This window comes from Polyangiaceae bacterium (genome assembly GCA_015075635.1).
Taxonomy (GTDB): domain Bacteria; phylum Myxococcota_A; class Polyangia; order Polyangiales; family Polyangiaceae; genus JADJKB01.
This window is the reverse complement of sequence record JABTUA010000002.1, coordinates 1,580,597-1,597,500: the sequence shown is the minus strand read 5'-3', so window position 1 is coordinate 1,597,500 and position 16,904 is coordinate 1,580,597. Positions and strand designations below refer to the sequence as shown.

Here is a 16,904-nt window from a genome sequence, read left to right as displayed (position 1 = left end):
TCCTAGACCGGGACACCGAGTAATCCCACGCTTCCGAGAAAAGCCGCGCGCAGAGCTCCTCTAGTGATCGTACTGTAAACCGACTCAGGTGGGCGGGGTGAATATCCCAAGGCGCGTGAGAGAACCCTGGTTAAGGAACTCGGCAAATTGACACCGTAACTTCGGGAGAAGGTGTGCCGCTGGCGGTGAGAGGCTTCGCGCCTCGAGCTGTCGACGGTCGCAGTGAAACGGGAGTTGTGACTGTTTACTAAAAACACAGGACTCTGCGAAGTCGAAAAGACGACGTATAGGGTCTGATGCCTGCCCGGTGCTGGAAGGTTAAGGGGATATGTCAGGGGCAACCCGAAGCATTGAACCGAAGCCCCAGTAAACGGCGGCCGTAACTATGAATTGACTGACCGTTGTAGTTACGTAAATAAATCTGGCTATATGCTGGAACACCCGGTTGAGACATTGGTACTCGCGACTAGGTACTTCGGTGCCGAAGAGGGTCGCAGTGACAATTCAATGTGGACGGGCAATCAGCAGGAAAGGCTCGAAATGTTCGACGCGAAGAAGGTACCCCCGGAGATCGGTTGGTACTTCGCCGGCTTCGTCGACGGGGAAGGGAGCTTCAACGTGAGCTTCCGACCGCGAGACGACTTTCGGCAACCATGGAAAGTCTCGCTGTGTTTCAACATTTCACAGCGAGATCCAGTAATCCTGAGCCTAATCAAGAGGCATCTGGGTTGCGGAACCATGCGACAGCGAAGTGACGGCGTCTGGTACTACGAAGTGAACAACCTCTCTGCAATCGCAGAGAACGTCATTCCCTTCTTCCAGCGCTTCCACTTCCTGTCCGCGAAGAAGAAGCGAGACTTCGCCAAGTTCGAGGCGCTCGTGACGCTCCTCCGGGAGCAGCGGCACCTCACTCGAGCCGGGATCGAAGAAGTTCTTCGGATTCGGCGCGACATGAACGACGGTGGAAAGCGACGCTACACGGACGATGACATCATCGCCCGCCTTCGAGAATCCTCAGAGACTGCACGCCAGACCGCGCCAAGCGCGGATGATACAGTCCGACCTGCACGGTAACGTGCAGAGCACGGCAGAAATGACCGTGCCCCCGCGGATCGACCGCGGGAGCAACAATGCGAACGGTCCTAAGGTGACACTCGTTGCCCATGTGAGCCGTGAGGCTCACATCGTACTTGGCTGTATGCTGGAACATCTGAGTATCCGGCGGTACTCGGTCTCGCCTTCGGGCGAGGCCAGTGAGAATCCGTCCGGTGCAGACAATCAGCAGGGAAGTCGGTGCAGCAGCCGCTGCGCTTGACCCCTCAGAGACTGAACGCCAGGCACCCGCAATCGCGGGTTGAAGATACAGTCCGTACCCCACGGCGACGTGGGGAACCCGGCGGAAACGACCGGGTCACGGAGAGCGCGCACGCGACCTCCGGGGTAACAGGCAGAGCGAAATTCCTTGTCGGGTAAGTTCCGACCTGCACGAATGGCATAACAACATCTCCACTGTCTCGACCAGGGACTCAGCGAAATTGCATCGGGGGTGAAGATGCCCTCTACCCGCGGAAAGACGGAAAGACCCCATGAACCTTAACTGCAACTTGGCAGTGATTTTCGGGTTGTTCTGCGTAGGATAGGTGGGAGGCTTTGAAGCCGGGCTTCCGGGTTCGGCGGAGCCACCGTTGAAATACCACCCTGGATAATCTGAGAATCTAACCTGCACCCGTGATCCGGGTGAGGAACACTGCCTGGTGGGCAGTTTGACTGGGGCGGTCGCCTCCTAAAACGTAACGGAGGCGTGCGAAGGTTCCCTCAGGCTGATTGGAAACCAGCCGTAGAGTGCAAACGCAGAAGGGAGCTTTACTGTGAGACCGACAGGTCGAGCAGTTGCGAAAGCAGGTGTTAGTGATCCGGTGGTCCCGTATGGAAGGGCCATCGCTCATCGGATAAAAGGTACTCTGGGGATAACAGGCTGATCGCGCCTGAGAGTTCATATCGGCGGCGCGGTTTGGCACCTCGATGTCGGCCCATCGCATCCTGGGGCTGGAGCAGGTCCCAAGGGTTCGGCTGTTCGCCGATTAAAGCGGTACGCGAGCTGGGTTTAAAACGTCGTGAGACAGTTTGGTCTCTATCTTCCGTGGGCGTAGGACACTTGAGAGGAGCTGCCCATAGTACGAGAGGACCTGGGTGGACGTACCTCTGGTGTTCCGGTTGTCACGCCAGTGGCATAGCCGGGTAGCCATGTACGGAACGGATAACCGCTGAAAGCATATAAGCGGGAAGCCGGCCTCAAGACTAGGTGTCCCTGCCGCAAGGCACTAAAGGCCCCTCGTAGACTACGAGGTTGATAGGCCGGGTGTGGAAGCGCTGCAAAGCGCGGAGCTAACCGGTCCTAATAGGCCGTGCGGCTTGATCATCTCTCTAAGGCACAATTGTAGTTGGCGCCCGGAGTCCGGGCGACGAGTCACGACCTCAACGCGAGTTGGAAGTCGCCTCGTCACGCGAAGCCAAGCGCACGTGTGTGTCGCTCCTTCGAGCTCTCGAAGCTCGGAGTCGAGCAGCTGGCTATTGAACGCAAAAACGCCCAACAGGTCACGGTGGCGATATCGAGGAGGCCACACCCGATCCCATCCCGAACTCGGAAGTTAAGCTCCTCGGAGCCGATGGTACTGCACGGTCCCCGTGTGGGAGAGTAGGACGCTGCCGGGTTAATACCCCAAAGGCCCCAAGTTTCACGACTTGGGGCCTTTGCTTTTTGTGGGCTTTTTTCTGATCCGTGATCCAGGGACGTGCGAGCGCGCGGCCGGCGTTTGTCCAGAGTCGGCCCTTTTGGGCCTCGGAGGCGCTCCGGCGTTACGCTCGCGGTGCTCGCATGACACGGCGGACCAAGCTGAAGCTCGGGGGCGGCCTGCTCGGTGCGGCGCTCCTCGCGGGAGCGCTCGCGTTCGGGCCGCTGGTGCGCGCGAAGGCGTCCGAGCAGGCAGCCCGGCGCGGTGCGGCGCTCGAGATCGGCGCAGTCCGGCCGGGGCTCGGACGCGTCTGGCTGCGCGACGTGGCGGTGCGGGTGCCCGAGGTGCCGGCGCTGGAGGTGCGGCTCGATTCCGTGGAGGTGCGGGTCACGGGAGCGCTCGGCGTGCGCGAAGTCCGGGCGCACGGCGGCAGCGCCCGCGTGCGCGGGACCCTCGACGAAGTGCGCGAGCAGGTGGCGCGTTGGCGCGAGAAGCTGCCGGTCTCGAGCGGCGGCGGGGGCGCGACGACGTACTCCGCGGACGGGCTAGCGCTGGACTGGGAGGGCCTGTCGGAGGGCCGCCAGCTCGCCTGGGGTGTGGCCTATTCGCGCTCGGGCGGGCGCGAGGAGCTCTCGGCGGACCTCGTGCGGGCAATGCTGGCGGGGATCTCGCTGGAGGTGCGCGGGGGCCGTGCGGTGCTCGGACGCCGAGACGGGCGGCGCGTGCTCGAGCGGGTCTCGACCGAGGCGGTGGCCTTGGTTGGCGATCTGGGTTCTTCGGCGCCGGACCGGGCGGCGCCGGTGCCGAGCGACGGCGCTGCAAAGGCCAAGCCTGGCGAGCCCGCCGACCGCTGGAACAGCGCCCGGCTCATCGACGCCGAGCGAGGACCGCGGCTGCGCGCGGCGTTCTCGCGTGTCGCGGGCCTGGTCGCTGCCGCATTGCCCGAAGGTTCCGAGCTCGACCTCGGCGGGCTCACCGCTCGGCTGGTGCGCGCAGGCGAGACGCTCAACGTGGGGCCAGCGCGCCTGCGCGTCGTGCGCGCGCCGGACAAGGTGACGGCGTCGCTCCTGCCGGCGCCCGACGCCGAGCACGCGCTCAAGCTGTCGCTCGAGGTGCCGCTCGGTGAGGGGCCGGTGGGCGCGAGCGTCGAGGGTGGTCCGGTGAGCCTGGCGGCCCTGGGGGTTCAGGAGGGGGACTTCGGCCTGCTCGACGTGAACAAGGCCTCCCTCGAGGCGCGCGCCAGCGCGACCTTGTCGGCGGACGGCAAGGAGCTCGGCTTGTCGGGAAACGCGAAGCTCGCGGGGCTCGCCGCCCAGAAGAAGTGGCTCGCCCCGACTCCCGTGCGGGGGCTCGGGCTCGCGGTGCGCGGGCGCGCGGCGTTTTGGCTCGACGGCACGCGACTGCGCATCGACTCGGGCGAGGTCGAGGTCGGCAAGGTGCGCGTCGAGCTGAAAGGTGAGGTCGAGCAGAGCAAGGACCACAAGAAGATCTGGCTGGAGGGCGGCGTGCCGCTCGCGTCCTGTCAATCGATGCTGGACGCGACGCCGGAAGGCCTCATGCCCCTGCTGGCGGGGACCAGGCTAACGGGCACTTTCGCGCTCACCGGCAAGCTGGAGGTGGACACCCGAGCGCTCGACAAGATGCTCACCAAGTGGTCGAGCGTGAACGAGTGCCGCATCACCGGGGCGCCGGCGGAGATCGCTCCCAGCCGCTTCTCGCGCTCTTGGACGCGCGAGGTGCTCGACGTGACCGGGCGCCCCGTGCAGGTTCAGAGCGGGCCGGGCACCATGGGTTGGGTACCGAAGGCGGCCATCTCCAAGCACATGGATACGGCGGTGTTGATCTGCGAGGACGGAGCTTTCTTCCGCCACCACGGCTTCGACGAGGAGGCGATTCGAAACTCGATTCGCGAGAACGTGAAGGCCGGGCGCTTCGTGCGGGGCGCCAGCACCATCAGCATGCAGCTCGCCAAGAACCTGTACTTGTCCCGGGAGAAGACCCTGTCCCGCAAGCTCCAGGAGGCCGTGCTCACGCACCTGCTCGAGCAGGAGCTGACGAAGGACCAGATCCTCGAGCTCTACCTGAACGTGATCGAGTTCGGGCCGGGCATCTACGGCATCGGTCCCGCTGCGGCGCACTACTTCAACTCAACGCCGAGCCAGCTCTCGCTCGGGCAGTCGCTCTACCTGGCGTCGATCTTGCCGAATCCGAAGCGGCAGTACTTCGGCGCCGACGGAGCGGTGACGCCCGGCTGGTCGGAGTACCTGCGCAAGCTGATGCGCATCGCCGTCAAGATCCGCCGCGTCAGCGAGGCCGAGCTCGAGGAGGCACTCGTCGAGCAGGTCTGGTTCAAGAAGCCCAGCTCGCCTCGCATCGACGGCGAGCACGACAGCGGCGGAGCGGAGCTCGAGAGCCCGCCTCTCGAGTCCGAGCAACAGGAGTATTGACTACCGACTACTTCTGCCCGAGCGCGCGCAGCTTGGCGAAGAAGGCGCTCAGGCGCGCGGCGCACTCGTCGCGACGCACGCCCGCGGTGATCGCGAAGCGATGGTTCAAGCGCGGGTCACGCCCGATCTCGAACAGCGTGTCCACCGCGCCCGCCTTGGGATCGGGCGCCCCGTAGACCAAGCGCGCGACACGGGCGTTGACCAGCGCCCCGGCGCACATCGGGCAGGGTTCGAGCGTCGCGTACACGGTGGCGCCGTCCAGGCGCCAGTGGCCGACGACCTTGGAGGCGTCGCGGAGCGCCAGGATCTCCGCGTGGGCGGTCGGGTCGTCGTCGAGCTCGCGGCGGTTGTGCCCACGCGCGAGCAGCTGGCCGGTCGCGCCGACGATCACGCAGCCGATCGGCACGTCCGCGTGGGCCTCGGCCAGGTCCGCCTCGGCCAGGGCCTCACCCATCCAGTCGTCGTCGCTCTGGGTCATGGCCCAGGACCCTGGCGCACCCGGCATGATTCGAACATGCGACCCTCGGTTCCGTAGACCGATGCTCTATCCAGCTGAGCTACGGGTGCTTGGAGGGGCGCTCAATAGCACGAAAACGCCTCGACTCAACTGAACAAACGGGTCCCGCGCTACTCTCCCGGGCCGTGGCGCTCCGGTCCCCCATCACCCTCTGCGGCTCGCTCTCGCTGCACCCGGTCTCCCTGGGCGCAGCCATGCACAGCGCCGGGTATCGGGCCTTGGGGCTGCCCTTCGTCTACGTGCCCTTCGCGCTGGTCGAGGCGGACCTGCCGGCGGCGCTCGCCGGCATGCGCGCGCTCGGCATCCGCGGCTTCGGCGTGTCGATGCCCTTCAAGCTCTCGGTGATGCCCCTGCTCGATCGCCTCGACCCGCTCGCGGAGCGCATCGGGGCCGTCAATACCATCGTCAACGACGACGGCGTGCTCACCGGTCACAACACCGACGCCTGGGGCGCCGCCCGCGCGCTGGCCGAAGCGCTGCCGCTCGCAGGCAAGCGGGTCGTGGTGATCGGAGCCGGGGGCGCGGCCCGCGCCGCCGCCTTCGCCTTCCACGAGGCCGGCATGCGCGTCCACATCGCGAATCGCACGAAGGCGAAGGCCGAGGCGCTGGCGCGCGACATCGCGATCGACATCGACTCGAGCGGCCTCGACGGCTTGGCCGCTCTCGACGGCGTGGACGCCGTCGTCAACTGCTCGTCGGCGGGCATGGACGAGTACGGCGCGGAGGTCGTCGTGCCCGAGGGCCTGCTGCAGCCAGGGCGGGTGATCATGGACATCGTCTACAAGCCCGTTCACACGCGCCTGATCGAGGCGGCCGAGCGCGCTGGAGCGCGCACGGTCCACGGGGGACGCATGTTGCTCCACCAGGCCTGCCGGCAGTTCGAGCTGTACACGGGGCGGGACGCCCCGATCGCCGTGATGCAAGCCGCGCTAGAGGCGGGAATCGGCCAGTAGGCCGGTGCTTTGCAACAATTGCATAGGCACAGGAGGGGCATGACTCGGCTGCCAGGGCGGGTATCGAAGGCTCTCACGCGCCCGAGACGATTGACTCGCCCTTACGGATGGTTACCCGCTTCCCCGGGCTGCTGGCACGGTCACTGCTAAGGGGCAGGCGGCTTGGTTGTCGGCGACTCGCTCGGCGAGCCCGACCTTAATTGCTTGGTCTTGGACGCCCCGGGGATGGGGTGCTGAAAACGTCGGCTTTCTTAGCTTTCTACTTCTTCTTCGTCGCTTAGCTTGTTCGGCTTGGACACGGTTCCTTGCAAACCCCGGCGGTACCCCCGCCGGGTTTTTTGCTTTTGTGCCCCGCGCTAGCGCGGCAGCCCGAACAGGCCCCCGGTGGGCGACTCGGCGTGGCAGCGCTCGCAGAGGGTCAGCACGCCGTGCTCGGCCGTCCGCCCACTCGCCTCGAAGGCCGAGTATTTCCAACCGCTGCCCTGGCGTTCCATCACGTAGATGGGGCCCGGGCGTCCGGTCTTGGCGTCCTTGTGGAAGGCTGCGACCAGCGTGCCGATTGGAAGCGACTGGTCGGGCCTGAGCGCCAGGTAGGCCTCGCGTGCGGCTGGGCTCACCCGCACGTCGATCAGGTAGGCGGAGGCGCCGTGGCCCCGCGATGCGAAGGGCTCCGGGTTCGCGGGCGCCCAGGCCGCGACCTCGTCGAAGCGTGCCCAACGCGGCGCCGGGCGCGGCGCGGTCGCTGCACGTCGAGGCTGGCTCGGCTCGGCTTCGGGAGGCCGTCCGCCCGCGCAGGCCAGCGCGACGAAGCCGAAGAGCACGAGGGTTACGGTGGCTGCGCGCAGGTGAGCTGCATGGTACCACGAGGCTTCGCATGTCGCAGAGCTCGGTCGTGCTCGTCGTCACGCTCGTGAGCTGTGCGGCCGCCGCGCCGCCGCCCAAGCCGGCCTCCACCGCGGCGCACGCCGAGCCGGCGCGCGCGGGGCCGGGCGGCGAGGAGGAACCTCGGATCTCGCCGCGCGGCTGGCTCGGCGTGGAGGTCAGCGTGGCCCCGGACGCCGACGGCGGCGTCCTGGTTCGCAACGTGCTGCGCGGCTCCCCGGCCGAGCGCGCGGGGCTCGAGACGGGGGACCGGATCCTGAAGCTGGATGGTGCGCCCGTGCTGGGGCCGGAGGACGTGGTGCGTCTGGTGGGAGCGCGGGAGCCTGGCGCGCGAGTGCCGCTGGTGGTGCGCCGTGGGGATTCCCAGCGCCTCTTGGCGGCCGAGCTCGGCGCTGCGCCGGACGAGAGCGGGGTGATGAAGCTCTCGTTCGTGGACGCGGCCGCGCCGCGCCTCGAGTCCCTCGAGGCCGTCCAGGGCAGCGTGGAGCCGAGCCTGCCCGCGCTGCGTGGTCGCGTGGTGGTGCTCGAGTTCTGGGCGCCCTGGTGCGGCGTGTGTCGGTTCCTGGTGCCGAAGATGAACGAGTGGCACGAGCGCTATTCGGCCCAGGGCGTGGTCGTGCTCGGGATCACCATGGACGCGGTCGTGCCCGCGACGCACGCCGCGGCGCAGCTCGGCATCGGCTATCCGGTGGCCTCCGATCACAGCGGCAAGACCACGCAGGCCTACCGCGCCAACGCGCTGCCGACCTTGTTCGTGATCGACAAGCGCGGCGTGGTGCGGGACGTCATGGTGGGATATTCGTCGGAACGGCTGGCCGAGCTGGAGCGGCTGGTGCAGAGCCTGACCGACGAGCGCTGACGGGCTAAGCTCCGGCGGGTGCGTTCCGGTCTGATGCTCCGCGCCTCGGCGTGTGTCGTGCTGGTGGCGTCCGCAGCGGTCGCGCAGGTGGACGCGCGCTCGCTCGGGCGCGTGCTGGAGCACAAGTCGCCGGATCGCGCGCTCTCGGTGCTGGTGGAGCTACCGCCGGGCGCGCCGGCGCCGCCGGGGCTGGTGAGCGTCGCCCCCGGTTTTGCCGCCTACCACGGCAACGTCGCCAGCGTGGCGGCCCTAGCCTCCGCTCACCCACACTGGCCGATCACTTGGGCGCCGCCCCGCCGCCCGCTGCTCAACGCCGCCGACGACACCACGCGTGTCGCGCAGTTCCGCGATCTCACCGGCCTCACCGGCACAGGCGTGGTGGTGGGCATCGTCGACACCGGCTTCGATCCGAAGCACCCGGACTTGCGCGACGCCGCCGGCAAGTCCCGCGTCGCCTGGGCGCTGGACTTTTCCATGCAACCCCTGGGGCGTCACCCGGATCTGGAGGCCGACTTCGGCTGCACCGGCAACGGCTACTCCTGCGCGGTGCTCTCGGCAGACGATATCGACGAGCTGATCGCCAGCGACTCGGTGCTCCTGCCCCGCGACACGCTCGGCCACGGCACCCACGTCGCGTCGCTCGCGGCGGGCAACGGCCTGTCGCAGAGCCCTGCCAAATACGTCGGGGTCGCACCCGAGGCGACGATCGTCGGCGTGCGCGTCACGCGCAGCGGGGACGGTGCGATCCTCGATCCCGACGTGCTCTTGGCCACGCGCTTCGTGTTCGAGCGCGCCAAGGAGCTCGGCTCGCCCGCGGTGGTGAACCTGAGCCTGGGCAGCGACTTCGGGGGCCACGACGGGCTCACGCCGCTCGAGCGCGGGCTCGCGGCGTTCGTCGGGCCGGGCACTGTCGGGCGCGCCATCGTCGTCGCCGCGGGCAACAGCGGCGGGGTCTACGGGGCGGTCTACTCCGGATATCCGCAGCCGTTCGGCATCCACACCGAGGTCCACGTGCCGCGCGAGTCGAGCGTGCGCGTGCCCATCATCACGCCGCCGGTGGGAAAGAGCAGCACCAGCGCCACGGTCTACGTTTGGATCAGCGGTCGCCCCGGTGATCGCCTGGAGGTCGGTGTGGACGACTCCGACGGCGAGTGGATCGAGCCCTTGCCGCCGGGAGAGGGCGCCGCCTACTCGGACAAAGGCGTGGAGGTGACGATCCTGAACCAGGTCGTGGGAGCGGGCAGCCCGATCACCCAGGGCTCGAACGGCGCCGTGGTCATCATCGAAGGGACGTGGGCCGCCAGCACCACCTTCGCGCTGCGGCTCGAAGGTCACGGCACCGCGCGGATGTGGCTACAGAGCGAGGGCGACCTCACGCCGGGCGCCGGGTCCCCCGGCGCGCTGTTCCCGCGCGCGAGCAAGGAGGGGACCATCGGCATCCCAGCCTCGAGCTCGGCGCTCATCGCGGTCGGCGCCACGGTCAACCGAGTGCTCTGGGAGGATCGCAACCAGGAGAAGGTCGTGCTGCAAAAGCTCGGCACGATGAGCCCGCCGGTGCCCGACTCGACGGCCTATTTCAGCGGAGCCGGTCCGAGCTCGAGCGGTCAGATGAAGCCGGATCTGGTGGCGCCAGGCGCGTTCGTGATCGGCGCGATGTCCTCGCTGTCCGACCCCGACAAGAACGGCGGCGCGGGCATCTTCGCGGGCGGCAGCGTGTGCGGCGAACGCCCCGGCTGCCTGGTCATCGACGACTTCCACGCGCTCTCCAGCGGCACGTCGATGGCCGCGCCGATCGTGTCCGGCGCCATCGCGCTGCTCTTTCAGCGCGATCCGTCGCTCGACCAGCTCGGCGTGCGGACGTTGCTCCAGGCCGGCTCTCGCGCGCTCGACGGAACGGTGCTGCTCGAGCAACAGGTGGGACCGGGCGAGCTCGACCTGGTCGGCACCCTCGCGGTGATGGATTCGGCGAAGTCGCCGCTCGGGACCGAGCCGGACGCGAGCGAAAGCTGGATCGCGCTCGCGGCCTCCTACGCGCACCCCGATCCCAGCTGGCCCCTCGAGGCGCTGCTCGAGCTGCGCTCCGCCGAGGAGAACATCGTGGACGGTTTCGATCCTTCGAGCCTCGAGCTGGCCGTGGAGGGCGGGCGCGTGGTGACGCCGCTGACCCGGCTGGCACCCGGGCTCTGGCGCTTCGCCGCGGCTGGGGATGCGGGCTCGGGAGGCGGCGAGCTCCGGCTCGCGCTCAGCTTCCGGGGCCAGCCGTTCCTGGCTCGGAGCGTGCCCATCGCGGTGGATCGGGCCCTCGCCGAAGAGGGTGCCGACGCCCGCGGCGGCTGCTCGATCACTGACCGAGGCCTGCACCCCGGCGTGTTTCTGCTGCTCTCGATCTTCTGGGCGCGCCGGCGCAACACAAGGAGCCGGAGCTGATGCACCGCCTCCTCGCGCTCTCGGTCCTGTGTGTGCTCGCTGCTTGCGCCGAGCCGCCGCCTCCTCGGGCTCCCGAGCCGAAGCCGGAGCCGGAGCCCGCGCCGAGCGCGCCCGCGAGCGCTGCGCCCGCCACGCCGAGCGCCGCGCCGCGAGCAGAGAGCCCGGCCGACGCTGCACCACCGCCGCTCTCCTCCCCGAACGCGCCGGCGCTCAAGACCGACGCGAAGGAGCCCGAAGCGCCCGCGGGTGATCCGCGCACCGCAGGCATCCGGCGCATCGGCGTGGCCGCCCAGGATTGTCACGCGCGCCATGCTCTCGGCATCAAGGGTCGCCTGACGCTGCGCATCGCTCCGGATCAGAGCGGCGCCGTCAAGAGCGTCAGCGTAGTTCGCGCGAAGAGCTCGAAGGAGCTCGCGCTGCCGGCCTTCGAGACCTGCGTGCTCGACGCGGTGAAGAAGGAGCGCTTGTCGCCCGCCCGCGACGAGGACGACGAGCTCGAGTTGCCGCTCACGTTCGAGCCGAACCACTGAGTCTAGAGCTTGGTCAGGTACACCGTGCAGCCGTGGGGCTCGAACGGCGCGTAGTCCGGGTCGAACGGATACGCGAGGCCCACGCCGCCCAGGTTCGTGCCGACGATCATCAGGCCGCGAGCACCCTTCAGATCCGAGAGCGCCTGCTCCACTCGAGTGCCGCGCTCGACGAACGGCGCGTAGATGCGCTTCAGCTCTTGCCCTTCCTCGTCGACGCTGACCAGCGCCCACTGGAACGACACCGGGGACTCCCACTCGGCCTGGAATCCGAGCTCCTTGTCCCCGAGATCCTGGTCCAGCTCGAGCCAGACGTACATCACGCCGGTCGGCTCGATGGGTCGCAGCGAGGCCACGCGGCGCGGCAAGCTCGACAGCTTGATGGACCAGTCGAAGCGCGCGCGGCCGAAGGAGCCGGTCCACTCCAGCGCCGGCAGGTGTCCGCCGTCGTCCCGCGCCCCGAGGAACCCGCGGGCGACGGCCAGATCGGCGAACAACATGGCCGCGTCCCGCGGCTTGTCGTCCAGCGCGCGGCGGAGCGCGTCGAACAGATCCGGTGAGTTGTCCCAGAGCAGCGCGCGGGGCTCGGTCTTGCTGACGGCGATGGAGAGCAGGTGGGTGGCGAGCGTGCCCGGGAAGCCCGTGCCGCGGCTCGCGTCGAGGTGCTCGAAGAGCAGCGCCGCGCCCTCCGAAGCCGGTCCCCGCTCGCGGGTCGCGATGGCCCGCTCGGGGTTTGCTTGCACGTCGTCGATGGCCTCCAGATCGGCGCTCACCGGCGGCGCGCCGAGGTGCCAGAGGTGCGTGGCGTAGGCGCGACGCAAGTGTGGTGTCTCGGCGGGATCGAGCGCGAGCGCGATGGCCTCGCCCACACAGAGCGTCGCGTCGCGGCTCGACGGCACCGGGCCGACGCGACAGAACGCAGCAGCGCGGTCGAAGCGCCCGGTGACGATGGGCTCGGCTTCGACCTCCAGGCGCGCCGGCTCCACGCTCAAGTAGAGGTCCAGGGCATCGCTGCCGCCTCGCCCGGCGTCCCACGCTGGGGCGGGCAAGCCGAGCACGTGGACCAAGCGCTGATACGCACCCTCCAGCGCCACCAGCGCCTGCGCTGCCGCGGTCTCGCTGACCCCCGCGCCGCGGTGAACGCAAACGGGGTAGCGAAACGAGCAGCCGGGAGGCTCGACGTCCCCGGGCCTGTCTGGGGCCGAGGGAACCCGCGCGCCCGTGGGCAGCCAGGGGTCTCTCTGGACCGGCGCCTTCTCCGGAATGGGGCCGCCGCCGAAGAGCAGCGGGCGCTCGCGCGGGGGCTGGGCTCGGGCCGGGAGCGTGAGCGCGAGCGCCGCGAAGGCGACCGCGAGGCACCCCACGCCCCGGAGATCCCGCGGAGAATTGACACGCTCGCGCACGGCCGCCCTATACTGGCACACCCGGAGAGGGGCTCCCGCACCACGAGGCAGCATGGCCGTTTCGCGATTCGACCCGTCCCACTCGGTGAAGTTCGACCTGGGGCGAGGATCCGTGCACCTGGAGGGCGCCGGCCCCCGCCTGCTCGTCCCGCCGGACGCGTTGGTCGAGCTGTGCAAGCACGCCGGTACAGAGTCGTTGGCGGACTTCGGGCGCAAGCTCGGGACCGAGGTCGGGCTCCGGATCACGGCGCACTGGGGGGACTCGGGACAGAACATCGGCGTCGAGGGCTTCGTCGAGCACCTGGGGGGCAACCTCGCGCTGCTCGGCTTCGGCTCGCTGTCCCTCGAGCGTTGGGGCAAAGCGCTCGTGTTCGTGATCGAGGGCTCGCCGCTCGGCAGCGCGGGCGACGCGCTCCTGGGTGCGGTGCTCGAGGGCGCGCTCCAGCGCTGCATGGGACGCGACGGGCGGGCGGTCTTGCTCGGTCGCGACGCTGACCACGTTCGCTTCCTGATGGCAGGCACGACCGGCGCCGAGAAGGTGCGGGGCTGGCTGGCGGAGGGCAAGACCTGGGGTGACGCCATCGCGCGCCTTCACGAAGGAAGCGCAGGATGATGAGCACGCAAGATCAGATCGCGCGCCTGCAAGGCCTGCTCGAACGAGTTCAGAAGAACGCGTCGATTCCTCGTGCGAGCGCAGCCGTGGTCGCGCCGATCGCGATGGCTCCGCCGGAACCCGAGCCCGAAGAAGAGCTCGTGCCCATGGACGAGCCGGTCATGATCGCGGAGCCGGAGCCGATGGTGGCAGAGGCCGAGCCTGCGGAAGAGACCTCCATGGTGCGCGCCATCGAGGAGCCGGCCGAAGAGGAGGTCTCGGTCGAGACCGGCGAGGCGTCGATCGAGGATCTCGACCTGCTCGAGGACGAGATCGTGGACATCACCGAGGCGCCTGCCGAGGAAGAGGCGCTCGTCGCCGAGGCCGAGGTCCAGGAGGAAGAGGAGCCCCCGGCGTCCTCCCGCCGCCCCATCGCCGGCAGCATGGGCGAGGCCCTCGCGGGCGCCGCGGACGCCGTCGAGATGGACGAGGGGCGCGAGATCCCGCTCAAGACCCCGCCGCCCGAGTCGGGGCCCCAGGCGGCGCCGCTGCCGCAGGGCATCGCCGCTCCGGCGGTCCCCGACCTCGACGAGCTCCGAGAGGTGGACATCGTCTCGAGGACCCAGCCCACCGCCGCGCAGCTCGGGGCGACGGTCGAGCTCGAGCCCGCGGAGGAGGCCGAGCTCGAGCTCGGGGAGCCCGTTGCCGAAGCGCCGCCGGTTCACGCCGTGCGCGATGAGGCGCCGATGCCGCAGGCAGTACGGGCCGAGGTGGTCGAGCGCCCCGCCATCGCCACCTCGGCACCCGCAGGAGCGTTCGTCTCCGCGGCGCGCTCGTTCCATCCGCAGAGCTTCGCGGAGCTGCTCGACGCCTCACTCGCGCTCGGCAAGAGCTGACGCGAGGTCACCGGCGAACGCGCGCTCGGGCTTGAGCCATTCGACCGGCTGAGCGCGCAGCCAGGTGCGCTGCCGCCGCGCGAACACGCGGGTCGCGCGGTAGATGCGCTCGCGAAGATCGGCGGTGTTGCCGCTGCTGACCGCCTCGCGGATCTGCTTGTAGCCCACCGAGCCCATGGCGCGGGCCTCGCCGAAGCCTTGGGCGATCAGCGCCTCGACCTCCGCCACCCAGCCTGCCTCCAGCATGCGATCGAGGCGCCGCGCGATGCGCGCGTCGAGCGCGTCGGCGGATTGGCGCACGCCGAGCAGCCGGTGCGGGTGACGCACGCGGGCGAAGGCGTGCTCCGCGTGCCAGCGGCTGAGCGGCGCTCCCGACAGCTCGAACACCTCGAGCGCGCGGCTCACTCGGACGAGGTCGTTCGGATTGAGCCGCGCCGCCGAATCCGGATCGACCCGGACGAGCTCGGCGTGGAGCGCGGCGCGTCCTTCGGCCTCGGCGCGCCGCTGGTGAGCTTGGCGAATCTGCGCGTCGGCCGGCGGCGTCTCCGCCAGACCGTAGAGCAGCGCGCGCACCCAGAGGAAGGTGCCGCCGCACACGATGACGCGCCGTCCCCGCGCGGAGATCTCGCGGATCTTTGCCTCCGCGAGCTGGGCCCACTGGGCGGCGTCGAGCGGCTGATTGGGCTCGACCACGTCGATCAGGTGATGCGGCGCGCGCGCCAGCTCCGCGGCGCTGGGCTTGCCGGTGCCGATCTCGAAGCGGGTGTAGACCTGCACGCTGTCGGCGCTGACGACCTCGCCCCCGAGCGCCTCGGCGAGGCGCACCGCGAGCTCGGTCTTGCCGGACGCGGTGGGGCCCACGACGACGAGCAGCTCGTCCGACATCAGCGCCGCCCGACGCGACGGTCCAGCTCGTTCCAGCCCGTGAACGTCACCACCGGGCGCCCGTGCGGGCAGTGCCCGGCGAAGTCGGCCTCGTCGAGCGCGCGGAGCAGCGCCGTGGCCTCGCCGGCGGAGAGCGGATCGCCGGCGCGAATGCTGGCGTGACAGGCCATGGTCGCGAGGGCCAGATCCACCGCGTCCGAGAAGCCGCGGCCGCCGCCGCGCAGGACCTCGCTCAGGAGGTCGCGGACCAGGCGCTCGGGGCTGGCCTTTTGCAGCAGCTTCGGCACGGCGTGGATGCTCAAGGTCTCGGGCCCGCGCACGCGCAGATCGAGCCCGACGGCCGCGATCTCCTCGCCGCGCGTGGCGACCAGGTCGGCTTCGGCGCCGGTCACTTCCATCATGACGGGGAACAGCAGCGCTTGCGAGGAGACCGCGCTCGAGCGATACGCCTTCCGCAGCTTGTCGAACGTCACGCGCTCGGCGGCGGCGTGCTGATCGAGGACGTACAGACCGTCGTCCGCCTCGCAGACCAGGAAGGTGTGGCGCACCTGAGCGACGAAGCGCAGGTTGGCCCAGCGCATCTCGGGCCGCGGGCGGATCGGCGCGCGGGCCGCGTCCTGCACCGCGACCAGGGGCTCCTCCGGCTTGGAGTAGCTCGCCGCCGGCGGGTCAGGCGCGGTCGCCGCGAGCCCCCAAGGATCGGCGGGCTCGGCGGCGGGGGCGGCAGGCTCGGGCGGCGCGGGTGGCGGCGGGGGCGGCGCGACGCGCGCGGGGTTCCAGCGCCGGGCCGGCGGGATGGAAAACGCGCTCGACAGCTCCCGCGACAAAATCGAGTAGAGCGCGTCGTTGACCGCGCGCGGATCGGCGAAGCGCACCTCGGCCTTCTGCGGGTGCACGTTCACGTCCACCAGCGCGGGATCGATGTCCAGGTAGACGACGCCGCGCGGGTAGCGCCCGCGCTCCAGCACGCTGCCGTAGGCCTGCGCGACCGCCAGCGCCAGCGCGCGATCGCGCACCGGACGGTCGTTGACGAAGAGCCGGAGCCCGCCGGCGCCGGCTCGCGCAGTCTCCGGTCGCCCCAGGAACGCCTCCACGGAGAGCGGGCCGCGCTCGCCGGTGCAGCGGGCCAGCTCGGAGTCGCCGAGCACCTGCGCCACGCGCTCGGCGCGGGTCGTCACGTGCAGCCATTCGCGCACCGGTCGCCCATCGCGCACCAGCGTGAAGCTGACGTCCGGGCGCGCCAGCGCCGCGGACTCGACCACGTCGGTCACGTGCCCCGCCTCGGTGCCGGTGGCCCGCAGGAACTTGCGGCGCGCCGGCACGTTGTAGAAGAGGTCGCGGATCGCCACCGTGGTGCCCACCGGCGTGCCGGCGGGGCGCGCCGTCGGGGGCGCCCCAGCCTCGACGACGAGCTCGACGCCGGCGTCGCTCTCTCGTGCGCGGGTCGTCAGCGCAAAGCGGCTGACCGAGGCGATGCTCGGCAGCGCCTCACCCCGAAAGCCGAAGGTCCTGACGTGGCCGAGCTCGGCGAGGGAGCCGATCTTGCTGGTCGCGTGGCGCTCCAGCGCGAGCTTCGCGTCGTCGTCGCTCATGCCGCTGCCGTCGTCGGAGACCCGGATCAGGCCGACGCCGCCGGCTTCGATCTCGACCTGACAGCGGCGCGCCCCGGCATCCAGCGCGTTCTCGAGCAGCTCCTTCACGGCGCTCGACGGGCGCTCGACCACCTCGCCGGCGGCGATCTGGTTCGCGAGCTCCGGGGGCAGGATGCGGACGTTCCCCACGGC

General features: G+C 69.7%; 13 protein-coding genes, 1 tRNA gene, 1 rRNA gene and 3 other annotated features (1 of these 18 cut by a window edge). Of the genes, 9 read left to right on the top strand and 6 right to left on the bottom strand.

Annotated features, from left to right (window positions below; translation table 11 throughout):
- Positions 1–438, top strand: a sequence feature (possible 23S ribosomal RNA but does not have good blast hits on one or both of the ends) (it extends 1,642 nt beyond the left edge of the window).
- A gap of 102 nt (positions 439–540) precedes the next feature.
- The 3 genes from HS104_23470 (at position 541) to HS104_23460 (ending at position 5,179) form a co-directional block, all read left to right on the top strand.
- The gene (locus HS104_23470; GenBank protein MBE7482923.1) at positions 541–1,074 is read left to right on the top strand and encodes a hypothetical protein; all 534 of its coding nucleotides are present in this window, start codon (positions 541–543) and stop codon (positions 1,072–1,074) included.
- Between the two features lie 114 nt (positions 1,075–1,188).
- Positions 1,189–1,290 (top strand) — a sequence feature (possible 23S ribosomal RNA but 16S or 23S rRNA prediction is too short).
- A 161-nt stretch (positions 1,291–1,451) separates the two neighbouring features.
- Positions 1,452–2,426 (top strand) — a sequence feature (possible 23S ribosomal RNA but 16S or 23S rRNA prediction is too short).
- A 170-nt stretch (positions 2,427–2,596) separates the two neighbouring features.
- Positions 2,597–2,712, top strand: a 5S ribosomal RNA gene (gene rrf / locus HS104_23465).
- Between the two features lie 163 nt (positions 2,713–2,875).
- Positions 2,876–5,179 (top strand): transglycosylase domain-containing protein, encoded by a 2,304-nt coding sequence (locus HS104_23460; protein ID MBE7482922.1) that lies wholly within the window; start codon positions 2,876–2,878, stop codon positions 5,177–5,179.
- Positions 5,180–5,186: 7 nt separating this feature from the next.
- Here HS104_23460 and HS104_23455 read toward each other — a convergent pair whose 3' ends face one another.
- Both HS104_23455 and HS104_23450 read right to left on the bottom strand, forming a co-directional pair.
- Entirely contained in the window at positions 5,187–5,633 is a 447-nt protein-coding gene (locus HS104_23455) for a nucleoside deaminase (protein MBE7482921.1), read from the bottom strand.
- A 36-nt stretch (positions 5,634–5,669) separates the two neighbouring features.
- Positions 5,670–5,746, bottom strand: a tRNA-Arg gene (locus tag HS104_23450).
- Between the two features lie 144 nt (positions 5,747–5,890).
- Between HS104_23450 and HS104_23445 the strand changes: the two genes are divergently transcribed.
- Complete coding sequence (locus tag HS104_23445; GenBank protein MBE7482920.1) at positions 5,891–6,649, top strand: shikimate dehydrogenase; 759 nt, start codon at positions 5,891–5,893, stop codon at positions 6,647–6,649.
- 356 nt (positions 6,650–7,005) lie between these two features.
- Here HS104_23445 and HS104_23440 read toward each other — a convergent pair whose 3' ends face one another.
- On the bottom strand, positions 7,006–7,470 hold the full coding sequence (locus HS104_23440) for a hypothetical protein (GenBank protein MBE7482919.1): 465 nt from the start codon (positions 7,468–7,470) through the stop codon (positions 7,006–7,008).
- A gap of 53 nt (positions 7,471–7,523) precedes the next feature.
- Here HS104_23440 and HS104_23435 point away from each other — a divergent pair, with 53 nt between their 5' ends.
- The 3 genes from HS104_23435 to HS104_23425 are packed head-to-tail and all read left to right on the top strand — an operon-like array spanning position 7,524 to position 11,347.
- Positions 7,524–8,390 carry a redoxin domain-containing protein gene (locus tag HS104_23435; protein MBE7482918.1) on the top strand — a complete coding sequence of 289 codons (867 nt, stop codon included), beginning with the start codon at positions 7,524–7,526 and terminating at the stop codon, positions 8,388–8,390.
- Positions 8,391–8,408: 18 nt separating this feature from the next.
- Positions 8,409–10,817 (top strand): S8 family serine peptidase, encoded by a 2,409-nt coding sequence (locus HS104_23430; protein MBE7482917.1) that lies wholly within the window; start codon positions 8,409–8,411, stop codon positions 10,815–10,817.
- Positions 10,817–11,347 (top strand): hypothetical protein, encoded by a 531-nt coding sequence (locus HS104_23425; GenBank protein ID MBE7482916.1) that lies wholly within the window; start codon positions 10,817–10,819, stop codon positions 11,345–11,347. Before HS104_23430 ends, HS104_23425 begins: the two co-directional genes overlap by 1 nt.
- Before the next feature lie 2 nt (positions 11,348–11,349).
- Here the strand turns inward: HS104_23425 and HS104_23420 are convergent, their stop codons facing one another.
- The gene (locus HS104_23420) at positions 11,350–12,747 is read right to left on the bottom strand and encodes a hypothetical protein (GenBank protein MBE7482915.1); all 1,398 of its coding nucleotides are present in this window, start codon (positions 12,745–12,747) and stop codon (positions 11,350–11,352) included.
- Between the two features lie 52 nt (positions 12,748–12,799).
- Between HS104_23420 and HS104_23415 the strand changes: the two genes are divergently transcribed.
- Both HS104_23415 and HS104_23410 read left to right on the top strand, forming a co-directional pair.
- A complete protein-coding gene (locus HS104_23415; GenBank protein MBE7482914.1) occupies positions 12,800–13,360 on the top strand; it encodes a hypothetical protein in 561 nt (186 codons plus the stop codon).
- Positions 13,360–14,235 (top strand): hypothetical protein, encoded by an 876-nt coding sequence (locus HS104_23410; protein ID MBE7482913.1) that lies wholly within the window; start codon positions 13,360–13,362, stop codon positions 14,233–14,235. The genes HS104_23415 and HS104_23410 overlap by 1 nt, the downstream gene beginning before the upstream one ends.
- Here HS104_23410 and miaA read toward each other — a convergent pair.
- The gene (gene miaA / locus HS104_23405; protein MBE7482912.1) at positions 14,212–15,120 is read right to left on the bottom strand and encodes a tRNA (adenosine(37)-N6)-dimethylallyltransferase MiaA; all 909 of its coding nucleotides are present in this window, start codon (positions 15,118–15,120) and stop codon (positions 14,212–14,214) included. The two genes, HS104_23410 and miaA, sit on opposite strands and share 24 nt — an antisense overlap.
- Entirely contained in the window at positions 15,120–16,901 is a 1,782-nt protein-coding gene (gene mutL, locus HS104_23400) for a DNA mismatch repair endonuclease MutL (protein MBE7482911.1), read from the bottom strand. The genes miaA and mutL overlap by 1 nt, the downstream gene beginning before the upstream one ends.
- Between the last annotated feature and the right edge of the window lie 3 nt (positions 16,902–16,904).